The following is a 12289-nucleotide window of genomic DNA, read 5'->3' on the forward strand; positions in this document are numbered from 1 at the left end:
CCCCCTCCTCCGGCGGACTTGGGAGCAAAGACCTCAACGGTGATCTGGCCCAAGGGCCAGATCATTCATCGGATGCACCTGGACGCCTATCTCGGCGATCAGTTCAACCCGGGCCTCAAGGGCAATGCGCGCTTCAGCCCGATCGTCGACGGCGCCGACGTTGCAATCCCGACGCTCTATGGCGGCACGACTTTCGATTGCGCCGCCATGGAGACCGTTTTTCACGATGTCCCTTTCTCATCGGGTCTCAAGACCTACGACAAGGGCAAACTCACGGGTCAGACCTATTCGCGGCTGGAGCCACACCAGGATCTCGTCCTTGCCGATCTCAGCGCCACGGCACTTCGCAGATTGGGCGTCCGGCGCATCGAGCTCATCGACACTGAGAAAGATCGCTACCCGCAAACCCGCCCTTGGGCTGAGGCATTCTACGCCGCACGCCCCGACATTCACGGACTATGTTGGGTTTCGAGGCAGGATGATCGTGCGCTCGCGATCATCCTGTTCGGCAACCGGCTTCCGGCCGACGCGCTGCGCATGATCGCCCCGTCGCTCGAGGTTATCGGCACACCCGGCGTCTATGCGGACCTGATCTCCCTCGCGGATCGCATCGGGGTGAAGGTCGTCTCCGGGAAATCCTGACGCGGTATTAGACCGCAAGGCAACGGGTGGAACGAAAGCCTGCGTGAAAACCGATAATCAACGAGCTGTTCGTGACTAGTAACCGGCTTCTGCCCACAAAATCCGGTCCTGCTCCTGCTTCAAATCCTCCAGCGACACATCAACCATTTTGAGCTCGACGTTATACATTGGTAACGGCCAGTGTCGACCGAGTACAAAGACATGATCTTGTGTTGCAAAGTCGGCGGGCAACGCCTCCGTAACGAGCCGCTCGACAAGTTGATCCGTGAGCCGTTCTGCATCTCGCAGCGATTCATGCTCGACAAAATCCAGCGCTCCCCACACCTGCGCTGTTGCGTTCAGGCCAGGCAATGAAAACATCCCCAATGCGGCCATCGCTTCGGCGACAGCAAGAACGGATGGCTTCCGGGGCTCGAAGAAACCAGGATAGGTCTTCGGTGCATTCCAGATTGGAACGCGGTCCTCATAGGCTTCGATGTCCGCATAGAGTTTACTTTCGCGCCGATAGAGATTTGCGTTCGGAACGATATACTCTCCGACATCACCTTCTATGTAATGAGATTTGCGAAGAGGCTCGACGCGCTTTCGAAGGTCCGCAATGTCCTGGCTCCATCCGTCGCAAACGTCGGCATAAATCAATCGCTCGAGATGGCCGTAGAACCGACTGACGATCTGGCTCAATCTCGCGGCGATGAGGTGCCTTGGGCAGCGCACGGCATCCATCAAAATCAGAATCTTTGCCGCTTCCTCCTGCGCGAAGCCTGCCAACACCTCAGCCTCGCGTGGCTGCGCTGACAGATGGCAAGAGGCTGACCAAAATCCTCTGGCACTCTCCAGGAGAATGGGCAGTCCTTCCGCGATAAATCGGAGCAACTCGTCATAGGGCATCTGGCAGATGAGCTTCGCCTGCCGTTGCCCGAAATCCGGCGCCTTCCCCATCGTCAGTTGCCCTAAGGAGTTCTATTTACATGCGCCGTGTAATCCGACGTCCAGCACCGAAGGCGCCCGCCGCCGCCGATCGGAGTTGATGTGGACCACGAATGGTTGAAATAGTGACTGTCGCGCAATTCCAAGTCCAGCGCGGCGCTCATTGAACACAAAGGGCACTCAAGGATGCATCCGGAGCAGTCCGACACCCCCGACCTGGTGGCGGTTTCCGCCGCGCTCGTCGCAGCCTACGTTTCCAACAATTCCGTACCGACGGCCGAGCTGCCGAAATTGATCGATGACATCCACGCTGCCCTCCGGTCGCTGGGCGCTGCGGCGCCGATTGGGCCGGAGAAGAAACCGGGACCGGCGGTGTCGGTGCGCAAATCGGTCACGCCGGATTTCATCATCTGTCTCGAAGACGGCAAGAAATTCAAATCGCTGAAGCGGCATCTCCGCACGCAATATGGTCTGACGCCCGCAGAGTATCGGCAGAAATGGAACCTTCCGGCCGACTACCCGATGGTCGCGCCGAGCTATGCGCAATCCCGCTCAGCGCTGGCGAAGGCGTCCGGCCTTGGCCAGTTGCGCAAGGCTGCCGCTCCCGTGCCTGAGCCAATCGTCGAGGCCGCACCTGTGGTCGAGGAGAAGCCGAAACGCGCCTCGCGCATCAAGGCAAGCGCACCGACCGCGGTTGTGGCTGCGCCGGACACCGCCGCGTCGAAGCGCGCACCACGCAGGACGAAAGCCGTTGCTGAGCCGGTGGTGGAACCGGCCGCAAGACCCAAGAGGGGACGCAAGGCCGCCACAACCATCGATTCATGACGACGGTCGGCGCAGCGGGAGACCTCGACACCGGCTGCGTCATCGTCGAGGCAGGGCCGGCCTGGCCCATGCTCGGCTTGCTGCTCGCCCAAGCCGGCGTCGATGTGACGGTCGTCGAGAAGCACGAGGATTTCCTGCGCGATTTTCATGGTGACACGATTCACCTACCCGCGCTGGAGATGATGAGTCGGGCTTGCTCGACGAGTTTGTGCTCGACGTGAACATCGGTCAGGACCGCGATGTCCTTGAGCATCGCCTTGCGGCGGTTGCCGAAGCCGGGCGCTTTCACGCCGCGACCTTGAGGCGCGGCGGATGGTGGCGGCCGCGATGGCGTGACTTCCCGCTCGCGCGGCCGTGAATGGCGGATCGGCGGGAGCGTCTTGCGCCGGCCGCGCGAGGCTGGTCCATTCCCTATCGTCATGTCGACGCCATTCTGCTCGGGAGGTTTTCCGATGGACCGCCGAACCTTCCTGGCGACGGGATTTGCCCGCGTCGCCCTCGGCTCCGGAGCGATCGCGCAGCTCGAGCAGCACCTCAACGCTGCACCGGCAACCACTAACGATCGAGCGGTCTCCACGGTCCCTTTCGATCATCGGAATCCGACTCGGCCATGAAGATCTTTAGGGAAAGCGGCGCGCAATGTTGGCGGCTCGCGCCGCTCGCCCCGGACGATAACATAGCCGTCGCGCGCGAGCCCTCGTAGAAGGCCTGTCTGACGGAGCTGGACGAATCCTCCTCGGTGAGGCCGACAGCCTCGTGAACGAATGCCTCGGCCAGCGAGATTGTTCCGTCAGGCGGCCTGCTCGATGAGCAGGCCGCCTCGCTTCATCGTCGAAAGTCGGCCATGAGGGGCTTGGTCAAAGCGCCCGCTTGATCTCCGCGTAGTCGCCATTGGTACGCAGCGTCAACGTAACGTCGGCGCGGTCGCGGTTTCGCCAGAACCAGCCGTGGTTGCCGTCGAAGGCAGCCTCCAGCACTCCTTCGGCGCCCGGCACCGAGCGCCCCTTCTCGTAGCTGGTCTGCTGCCCGCCGCCGTCGCCATGAAGGTCGAAGTTCACGACACCTCCGGTGACGGTCCAAGAGAAGTTCACGCGGGCACCCTGATTCATCACCAGCTTGACCTCGGTGCCTTCGCCCGGCTTCAGCGTGATCGTCATCACATCAGTGCGGCCTGCCGGGGTCTGCGCCGCAGCCGAACCGATCACCAGCTCGGCGAAGATCCTGGCGGCCAGGCTGGAACGTTGATCAGGCGTCGGCAGCGCGGCCGGGATTTCTCCCTGCTGGCCGGCTGCACGATCCCGTTCCGCCTCATCGGCGAGCTGGGTCTTGATCTCGCCCATCTCGGCCAGGCCAAGCGCGCGCCCGATGCCGGTCGGGTCGATGGCGTACTCGGCCGGCAGGACGATGGTGACCAGGATCGCCGCCGCCGCGACGATGGCGATGATGGTGGAGCGGAGAAGCTGCTTCGAGGTCGGCAGCTCGGCGCGGGTCGGAATATCGGTGTTGTACATGGGAGGAATCCTTTTTCGGATGTTCAGGAGACGACCCAGCCGGTGAGCTGATAGCCGATCAGCACGAACCCGGCGGTCATCATGACGGTGTTGGCAGTGTAGGCATGGCGCCAGAAGCTGTCGGTTCGGCGCCAGTAGCCCATGACGATCAGGATGGCGGCGAGCGCCAGGAGCTGGCCGATTTCCACGCCGACATTGAAGGCGAGAAGGTTCGGCACGAGACCGTCGGGCGAGATGTTGTATTCGATGATCTTGGTCGACAGGCCGAAGCCGTGGAAGAAGCCGAAGATCAGGGTGGCGATCTTGGTGTTCGGCTGGAAGCCGAGCCAGCGCTGGAAGGCGCCCATATTGTCGAGCGCCTTGTAGACCACCGACAGGCCGATGATCGCATCGATGATGTAGCTGTTAATCCCGACGTTGAAATAGACGCCGAGCAGCATGGTCGTGGAGTGGCCGAGCGCGAACAGGCTCACATAGATGCCGATGTGCTTCATCCGGTAGAGGAAGAAGATCACGCCGAACAGGAACAGGATGTGGTCGTATCCCGTCACCATGTGCTTGGCGCCGAGATAGATGAAGGGCAGCAGGTTGATGCCGGTGATCTCCTGGATGTAGCCCTTGTCGCCTTCGGCCACGGCATGGGCGAAGGCCGCCCCGCCGAGCAGCGGCAGGGTCAGGAGAGCGATGAGCATGGGAAGGGCGAGCCGCCAGCGCGCGCAAGGCGTGCGTGGCGGGCCCTCGTAGAAGGGTCCTTGCATGAGAATTCCTATCGTCGTCGTTTGAGGGTGGCCGCGTGCGCGGCCGCGATCATGCGAGGAGGATCGGTCTCGGAGGGCGTTCAAGCCGGAAACGGGTTTCCAGATCGGCAAACGACGGCGGGTAAGCCAGCCAACTCCGACCTATCGAGGGAGCCGGCTGTGCGATGCCGGAAAGCATGCTCGCTGTCTCATGGGTATGATCGGCTGGATTGTGGCCGTGGGAATGGCCAGGGCTCTGCTCGTCGGCTTCGCCGTCGTCATGGCTGTGGTCGTGTGCTTCGATCTGCGCTGCCAATTCAGCATGACGGGCTGCTTCGGCGGACGCAAGCGCGACCGGATTGTGCGAGGCGGAGCTGCCCATTGGGGACAACAGCATGCCGATCGTCATCGCGACGGCGATGACGAAGCGAAAGGCTGCGCTGTAGGCCCAGTTCGGCATGCTCAACGACTATTCACTCAAATCTTAACGAATCGTTGTCAGGCCGGAATCATCTCCTGGCCAGTGTCTTGTGATATCCTCTCCAGGGGGATAGTATCAAGCCCATGAACGAAACCCTTCACGTCCACGAAACCCACCCCGAGATCGTCAAGCGGCTGAAGCGCGCCGATGGGCACCTCAAGGGCATCATCGAAATGATCGAGGCCGGCAGACCCTGCCTCGATATCGCCCAGCAGCTTCATGCGGTCGAGAAGGCAGTCTGTCAGGCCAAGCGGACGCTGATCCAGGACCATCTCGACCATTGCCTTGAAGACGTCGTCGGCCCGCTGGCGCGCGAGCAGCGCCGCTCGATCGACGAGTTCAAGGAAATCACCAAGTACCTGTGAGTCCCCGATGCCGTCCTTCGCCGAGCTGATCCAACAGAGTTCCGGCCACGCCTGGCTGTTCATCCCGAGCGCGATCCTGCTCGGTGCGCTGCACGGGCTGGAGCCCGGCCATTCCAAGACGATGATGGCGGCCTTCATCGTCGCCGTCCGTGGAACCGTGACGCAGGCCGTGCTGCTCGGCCTGGCGGCGACGGCGTCGCACACCCTCGTCGTGTGGGGCATCGCGCTCGGCGGCATGTATCTCTGGCGGGGTGTCGATGCCGAGACGTTCGAGCCGTATTTCCAGCTCGCCTCGGCAGCGATCATCATCGCGATCGCGCTGTGGATGCTCTGGCGCACGTGGCAGGATCAGCAGCGGGCCAAGGCCGCAGCCGGCGATCACGGCCATGGGCACGATCATCCTCACCCACATGGAGATCATGATGATAGCCACGCCCATGAGGGTCATCATGGGCACGATCATGGCCATGGCCATGGCGGTCATGCCCATGGGGAGGATATCCGCCGCATCGACACTGGCCATGGCGTCGTCGCGGTCGAGGTGTTCGAGGATGGCGTGCCGCCGCGCTGGCGCATCCGCACCGAGCGCGGTCACGCCTGGACGGCCGGTGACGTGACCGTCGTCACCGAGCGGCCGGACGGCGCACGGCGGGCCTTCACCTTCGTCGACCGTGGCGGCTATCTCGAATCCGTCGACGAGATTCCCGAGCCGCATGAGTTCATGGCGCGGGTCAGCCTCGGCCATGGCGGCCACACCCACGACTACGACCTGTCCTTCGTCGAGGGACAGGGCCACGACCGCATGCACGAGGAACTGCGCGGGCTCGAGGTGGCGACCGACGGCTATCAAGACGCGCACGAGCTGGCGCACGCCAACGACATCCGCCGCCAGTTTGCCGACCGCGACGTCACCACCTGGCAGATCATCATGTTCGGGCTGACCGGCGGCCTGATCCCATGCCCGGCGGCGATCACCGTCCTGCTGCTCTGCCTTCAACTCAAGGAGTTCACGCTCGGCTTCGCGCTGGTGCTGTGCTTCTCGATCGGTCTGGCGATCACGCTGGTGACGGTCGGCGCGGCTGCGGCACTGAGCGTCCGCCACGCGACCAAGCGCTGGTCGTGGTTCTCGACCTTCGCCCGGCGGGCCCCCTATTTCTCCAGCCTCCTCATCATCGCGGTCGGCCTCTACGTCGGATACCACGGTTGGGCGGGACTATCCGCCGCCGGGGCCTGATGCGCTCACGTTTCAAGCCAAGAACGCAATCCGAGACAGCGAGCCGATCATGATGTCCGAGATATCAGGCGCCGAAAGCGTTGCACCGGCGCCTGTAGCGGGTCCATCGGGTTGGCGATCGCTGATGACGCGCGAGCGCTGGTTCGAGGTCGCGCGCATCGTCTTTACCGGCCTGATGGCGTTGCTGTATTGGCGGCAGCTCATTCCGATACAAGCCTTGTGGGTGGCCGTTGCCATCGGCTTGTATCCGCTTGTCAAGACCGGCGTCGTTGACCTCGTAAAAGAGCGTAAGATCGGCACCGAGATATTCGTCACCATCGCCACGGTGGTCGCGCTGATCGGAGGCGAGACCGTCGCCGGCGCGGTCCTCATGGTGATCATTCTGATCGCCGAGTTCATCGCCGATCTGAATATGGATCGCGCGCGAGCCTCTATCAAAGACCTGATCGGCTCCGTGCCGCAGGTTGCGCTTGTGAGAGACGCGCGCGGCGAACGCATTGTCCCGATCGAGAAACTGCGCGCAGGCGACGTTGTCTTGGTGCGGGCCGGCGAGAAGATCCCGGTCGACGGCACCGTCGTCGGCGGAGCGGCTTCGGTCAACGAAGCGTCGATCACAGGCGAGAGCATTCCGAAGGACAAAAGCGACGGTGCCGATGTCTTTGCGGGGACCATCGTCGAATCCGGCGCTTTGGACATCGAGACCGAGAAGGTCGGTGCCGACACCACCTTTGCCCGCATCATCAGTCTGGTCGAGAATGCCGAAGCGGAACAGGCACCCGTCCAGAAACTGGCGGACAAGGTCGCGTCATGGCTGATTCCGGTCGTGCTGATCTTCCTCGTTGCGGTTTATCTTTATACTCGCGACATCCGGATGATCGTCACTCTGCTGATTTTTACATCGCCTGCCGAACTCGGATTGGCGACCCCGCTGGTGATCATCGCAGCCATTGCGCGGGCCGCACGCAGCGGAATTCTGGTCAAAGGAGGCATCTATCTGGAGTCGTTGGCCAAGGTCGACGTCCTGGTGTTCGACAAGACGGGCACCCTGACGGCGAACAAGCCGGAGGTCGTCGGCGTGGAGATGCAAGATGGCACGATTTCGGAAGCTGATCTGATCAGCCTTGCCGCCGCTGCTGATCGGCGCTCGGCTCACCCCTTGGCAAAGGCAGTCGTCAACTACGCCGCCCGGATGAAAATCGACGTCCCGGAACCGGAACAGTATCAGCAGTTGCAGGCGCGCGGTGTGAAGGCGACGGTCTCCGGCCGCGCCGTGCTGGTCGGAAATGCATCCTTGTTGCGCGAGAGCGGCGTGCCGCTTTCCGATGCGATCGAGAATGGCGGACAGACGCCGGTTCACGTCGCGATCGATGGCAGGTTCGCGGGCGTGATCTTCATTGCAGACACATTGCGGCCCGGTGCGCGCGAAGCGCTGGCACGACTCCGCGCGACCGGGGTGAAGCGCATCGTCATGCTGACGGGTGATAATGAGGCCACGGCGCGGACCATCGCCAAGGAACTCGGCGTGGATGAAGTGCGTGCCGATTTGATGCCGCAGGACAAGGTTGCCGCCATCGCCGAACTGCAAAGGCAGGGTCATCGCGTGGCGATGGTCGGCGACGGCATCAACGACGCGCCGGCGCTGGCACGCGCCGATGTCGGCATTGCGATGGGCAGCGGCGGCACGCAGGCGGCGCTGGAGGCCGCCGACATTGCATTGATGAAGGATGATCTCACAAAAATTGTCAGCGCCCGCGCGATTGCTCGACGTGCTTACCGGACAATTCAAGAGAATCTCTTCGTTGGCGTCGGTGTTGTGCATGTCTTGGGCATTACCGCGGCGCTGATGGGCTGGATCGGCCCCATCGAGGCTGCCATGTTGCACTTGGGTCCTGATATCCTGGTGTTCCTGAATTCGGCAAAATTGCTGCGCATTCGCATCCGTGACGTTTGACAATGCGTTGTGGCCTTTCGCCGTTGCGCATGCTCGTCGCTACTCGACAGGACCAGAGTGATGGCCGATCTCGCCGTCTATGCCGGCCTGTTCCTGGCCGCGCTCACCGCCGCGACCATCCTGCCGATGCAGTCGGAAGCGGTTCTGGTCGGGCTGCTGGTCGCGGATTATTCGCCGGGGCTGCTGATCACGGTGGCGAGCGTCGGCAATGTGCTGGGATCGGTGATCAACTGGCTGCTCGGGCGCGGCATCGAGCGGTTCCGGGACCGGCCCTGGTTCCCGGCAAGCGGCGGGAAACTGGAGCGCGCGCAGCGCTGGTATCGCCGCTACGGGAAATGGTCGCTGCTGCTGAGCTGGGCGCCGATCATCGGCGATCCGCTCACCGTCGTCGCCGGCGTTCTGCGTGAGCCGTTCCCGATGTTCCTGCTGCTTGTCACAATCGCCAAGATTGGCCGCTACCTTGTTCTCGCGGCCGCAACACTGGGATTCGCATGACGCAGATGCTCCAGGAGCTGATCAGTTTCCAGCGCGAGATCTATCTGGCTTTTGCGAACCAGATCACCGCGTTCGCCAATGGCGGCGGCTGGGGCGCGTTTCTGGTCTATCTGCCCATGGGCATCCTGTTCGGCGCCGCCCACGCCATGACGCCGGGCCACAGCAAGGCGGTGCTGGCCACCTATCTTGCCGGATCGCCGTCCGGCCTCGTTCGCGGGCTCGGCGTGTCGCTCGCACTGTCGTTCACCCATGTCACCATGTCGGTGATCATCGCGCTGTTGGCGCTGCCGCTGGTCTCGATCAGCCTGGGCAGCGTCGGGCGCGCGCCAATGCTCGAAGACGTCAGCCGCGGGCTTCTCGGCCTGATCGGCCTGTGGATGCTGTATCGCGCCTTCCGGCATAGGCCGCACCAGCATGACCACGGCGAAGGCATGGCCTTCGGCTTCATGGCCGGCCTCATCCCTTGTCCGCTGACGCTGTTCGTCATGACCTTCGCGATTTCACGGGGCGTGCCGGAGGCCGGTGTCGCCTTCGCGGTCACGATGATGATCGGCGTTGCGCTGGTCCTGTCGCTGGTGGCGGTCGCGACGATCCTCTTTCGCCAGAGGGTCGTTCATCTGATCGAAGGCCGGCCACTGCTGCTGGACAGGATCACAAGAGCCATCGAGGGGATCGCCGGGCTGTTGCTCACAACCATTGCCGTGCGCGAGCTGATCTGGCGATGAAGCCGCAGTCCAGTTCATCCGCCGGGCGGTCTGCCCCATCGTCACGCGGCGATGTTAGAAGTGTATTGCCTATCAACAACCCGAGGCGGCAGGAGCCGCCCGAGAGGAGACCATGCCTAGTACCGATGGCAGTAGTATCACCGACCTGATCGGGATACTCGCCGTACTTATTCTCGTTGCCGCAAATGGATTTTTCGTCGCGGCTGAATTTTCCCTCGTTGCCGTCCGCCGCAGCCGCGTCACGGAACTTGTCGCAGTAGGTCGGCTAAACGCTTCCGCGCTCGAGCGCGCCGTCGACAATCTCGACGCCAACCTTGCGGCGACACAACTCGGCATCACCCTGTCGTCGCTGGCGCTCGGCTGGGTCGGCGAGCCGGCGTTGGCCCATCTGATCGAACCTTTGTTGAGCGGCTTGCCCGGATCGCTCGCCACCGCCGGCTCGCACACCATCGCCGTCGTCATTGCCTTCGCCATCATCACCACGCTGCACATCGTGCTCGGCGAACTGGCGCCGAAGAGCCTTGCGCTCCAGCGCAGCGAGACCACGGCGCTCTGGGTCGTGCGGCCGCTCGGCATGTTCCTGTTCCTGCTCCGACCGGCGATCATCTTGCTCAACGGCTTGGGCAACCTCGTGCTGCGGCTCTGCGGACTGCAGCCGGGTGCCGGTGAGGGATCACTGCATTCACCCGAGGAGCTGAAGCTGCTCGTCGCCGCAAGCCAGGAAGCGGGCCTTCTTTATCAGGCCCAACAGGAGGTCGTCGAGCGCGTATTCAACATCGGTGATCGGCGCATCGCCGACATCATGACCCCGCGGCGTGACATCGACTGGATCGATGCCGATGACGGCCCGGATGAGATGCTCCGCACCATTCGCGAATGTCGCCATGAGCAGCTCCTTGTCGGTCAGGGTGGCATCGACGAGCCGCTCGGCATGATCCTGAAGAAGGATCTCCTCGATCAGGTCCTCGACGGGAAGACCATCGATCCAATGGCGGCGATCCGTGAACCCGTGATCGTACACGAGGCGACACCGATCTTCCGTGTGCTCGATCAGTTCAAGAAGGCGCCGGTGCGTCTGGCGATCGTCATCGACGAATATGGCGCCCTGGAAGGGATCGTCACCCAGACCGACCTGCTGGAAGCGATTGCCGGCGATCTGCCGGATGCGGAAGGTGAAGACCCGGATATCGTCGAGCGGGAGGATGGCTCGCTGCTGATCGACGGTATGATGCCGGCACATGATGCCTTCGCCCGGCTCGGCTTCAAGCTGCGATCGGCGGATGGCGACTTCCACACCATCGCCGGGTTCGCGCTCGCCCGGCTCGGGCATCTTCCCGAGGTCAGCGAGCATTTCGACTATGAGGGCTGGCGATTCGAAGTCATCGACATGGACGGGAGACGAATCGACAAGCTGCTGGCCCGTCGGGAGCACGTGGAGGGGTCTTGAGGCCAGCCATAGGCTTGCGAATGGAGGACCTTGCGGGTAGATTGAGGTTAAGGGGTTATTCGCGATTGCCCCGTGAGGCGGCAGCCCAAACATCGCGTCCATCGTTCCCCAGAAGGGAGTGGACGCTCATGCCGTCTAGCACTGAAATAACCACGTCTCAGCTCGCCCGCCTCGTCGGTATTCCATCCGCGCCGGCTATCGTAGATGTGCGCCTGGCCGAGGATTTTGACGCCGATCCGCGTCTCCTCCCGGCGGCTGTCCGCCGGGACTTCCAGACCGTCACGAACTGGGCGGCCGAGTTCGCCGGCCGCGACGTCGTTGTCGTCTGCCAGAGGGGGCAGAAGCTCAGCCAGGGCGTGACCGCCTGGCTCCGGCATGAGGGGATCAATGCCGAGACCCTCGAAGGCGGCTTCGAGGCCTGGCGGTCGGCCGGTGGACTGCTGGTCAAGACCGAAAAGCTGCCGCCGCGCGATGAGCAAGGCCGCACCGTCTGGGCGACACGCGCGCGACCGAAGGTCGACCGCATCGCCTGTCCCTGGCTCATCCGCCGCTTCATCGATCCGACCGCCGTGTTCCTGTTCGTCGCGGCGACCGAAGTGGCCGCCGTCGCCGAACGCTTCAACGCGATAGCCTTCGATATCGACGACGTGTTCTGGAGCCACCGTGGTGAGCGCTGCACCTTCGACACCATGGTCGAGGAGTTCGGCCTGACCTCGGAGCCACTGGACCGCCTGGCAACCATCGTGCGAGCGGCGGACACGGCGCGGCTTGATCTCGTGCCGCAGGCGGCCGGCTTCCTCGCCGCCTCGCTGGGCCTATCGCGGATGTTCCGCAACGATCTCGAACAGCTCGAAGCGGGCCTGCTGCTCTACGACGCCTTTTATCGCTGGTCCCGCGACGCGACCGAGGAAACGCACAACTGGCCGTCTAGCCAGAAGCTGGCATGAGG

At 63.1% G+C, this 12289-nt stretch carries 15 protein-coding genes; 11 read left to right on the forward strand and 4 right to left on the reverse strand.

Features of this window, described 5'->3' with window-relative positions:
• Positions 1-39 precede the first annotated feature (39 nt).
• The gene (locus V5F78_RS24675) at positions 40-642 is read left to right on the forward strand and encodes an RES family NAD+ phosphorylase (protein WP_394072518.1); all 603 of its coding nucleotides are present in this window, start codon (positions 40-42) and stop codon (positions 640-642) included.
• 75 nt (positions 643-717) lie between these two features.
• Here the strand turns inward: V5F78_RS24675 and V5F78_RS24680 are convergent, their stop codons facing one another.
• Positions 718-1581 carry a hypothetical protein gene (locus V5F78_RS24680; RefSeq protein WP_394072520.1) on the reverse strand — a complete coding sequence of 288 codons (864 nt, stop codon included), beginning with the start codon at positions 1579-1581 and terminating at the stop codon, positions 718-720.
• A 174-nt stretch (positions 1582-1755) separates the two neighbouring features.
• Here V5F78_RS24680 and V5F78_RS24685 point away from each other — a divergent pair, with 174 nt between their 5' ends.
• The 3 genes from V5F78_RS24685 to V5F78_RS24695 all read left to right on the forward strand — a co-directional run bounded on the left by V5F78_RS24685 (position 1756) and on the right by V5F78_RS24695 (position 2752).
• Positions 1756-2394, forward strand: coding sequence for a Ros/MucR family transcriptional regulator (locus V5F78_RS24685; protein WP_394072522.1), 639 nt, complete (start codon positions 1756-1758; stop codon positions 2392-2394).
• A 68-nt stretch (positions 2395-2462) separates the two neighbouring features.
• Positions 2463-2615 carry an FAD-dependent monooxygenase gene (locus tag V5F78_RS24690; RefSeq protein ID WP_509276864.1) on the forward strand — a complete coding sequence of 51 codons (153 nt, stop codon included), beginning with the start codon at positions 2463-2465 and terminating at the stop codon, positions 2613-2615.
• Positions 2588-2752, forward strand: coding sequence for a hypothetical protein (locus V5F78_RS24695; RefSeq protein ID WP_298316528.1), 165 nt, complete (start codon positions 2588-2590; stop codon positions 2750-2752). The genes V5F78_RS24690 and V5F78_RS24695 overlap by 28 nt, the downstream gene beginning before the upstream one ends.
• Positions 2753-3251: 499 nt before the next feature.
• Here V5F78_RS24695 and V5F78_RS24700 read toward each other — a convergent pair whose 3' ends face one another.
• The 3 genes from V5F78_RS24700 to V5F78_RS24710 all read right to left on the reverse strand — a co-directional run bounded on the left by V5F78_RS24700 (position 3252) and on the right by V5F78_RS24710 (position 5102).
• Positions 3252-3905 carry a transmembrane anchor protein gene (locus V5F78_RS24700; RefSeq protein WP_298316530.1) on the reverse strand — a complete coding sequence of 218 codons (654 nt, stop codon included), beginning with the start codon at positions 3903-3905 and terminating at the stop codon, positions 3252-3254.
• Positions 3906-3928: 23 nt separating this feature from the next.
• Positions 3929-4597 carry a HupE/UreJ family protein gene (locus V5F78_RS24705; RefSeq protein ID WP_394072548.1) on the reverse strand — a complete coding sequence of 223 codons (669 nt, stop codon included), beginning with the start codon at positions 4595-4597 and terminating at the stop codon, positions 3929-3931.
• A gap of 115 nt (positions 4598-4712) precedes the next feature.
• A complete protein-coding gene (locus tag V5F78_RS24710) occupies positions 4713-5102 on the reverse strand; it encodes a hypothetical protein (RefSeq protein ID WP_394072525.1) in 390 nt (129 codons plus the stop codon).
• A 104-nt stretch (positions 5103-5206) separates the two neighbouring features.
• On the opposite strand from V5F78_RS24710, the gene V5F78_RS24715 reads away from it, so the two are divergent.
• From V5F78_RS24715 to V5F78_RS24745, 7 genes are all read left to right on the forward strand, one after another.
• The gene (locus tag V5F78_RS24715) at positions 5207-5488 is read left to right on the forward strand and encodes a metal-sensing transcriptional repressor (protein WP_394072527.1); all 282 of its coding nucleotides are present in this window, start codon (positions 5207-5209) and stop codon (positions 5486-5488) included.
• A gap of 7 nt (positions 5489-5495) precedes the next feature.
• Positions 5496-6722 carry a nickel/cobalt efflux transporter gene (locus V5F78_RS24720; RefSeq protein ID WP_394072529.1) on the forward strand — a complete coding sequence of 409 codons (1227 nt, stop codon included), beginning with the start codon at positions 5496-5498 and terminating at the stop codon, positions 6720-6722.
• A 124-nt stretch (positions 6723-6846) separates the two neighbouring features.
• Entirely contained in the window at positions 6847-8673 is a 1827-nt protein-coding gene (locus tag V5F78_RS24725; protein WP_394072531.1) for a heavy metal translocating P-type ATPase, read from the forward strand.
• A gap of 60 nt (positions 8674-8733) precedes the next feature.
• A complete protein-coding gene (locus V5F78_RS24730) occupies positions 8734-9168 on the forward strand; it encodes a YqaA family protein (protein ID WP_394072533.1) in 435 nt (144 codons plus the stop codon).
• A 5-nt stretch (positions 9169-9173) separates the two neighbouring features.
• Positions 9174-9893, forward strand: coding sequence for a nickel/cobalt transporter (locus V5F78_RS24735; protein ID WP_394072550.1), 720 nt, complete (start codon positions 9174-9176; stop codon positions 9891-9893).
• A gap of 112 nt (positions 9894-10005) precedes the next feature.
• On the forward strand, positions 10006-11340 hold the full coding sequence (locus tag V5F78_RS24740) for a hemolysin family protein (protein WP_394072535.1): 1335 nt from the start codon (positions 10006-10008) through the stop codon (positions 11338-11340).
• Positions 11341-11468: 128 nt separating this feature from the next.
• Positions 11469-12287 carry a chromate resistance protein ChrB domain-containing protein gene (locus tag V5F78_RS24745; RefSeq protein WP_394072537.1) on the forward strand — a complete coding sequence of 273 codons (819 nt, stop codon included), beginning with the start codon at positions 11469-11471 and terminating at the stop codon, positions 12285-12287.
• Positions 12288-12289 lie beyond the last annotated feature (2 nt).

Source organism: Roseixanthobacter glucoisosaccharinicivorans (genome assembly GCF_043195095.2).
Taxonomy (GTDB): domain Bacteria; phylum Pseudomonadota; class Alphaproteobacteria; order Rhizobiales; family Xanthobacteraceae; genus NCEH01.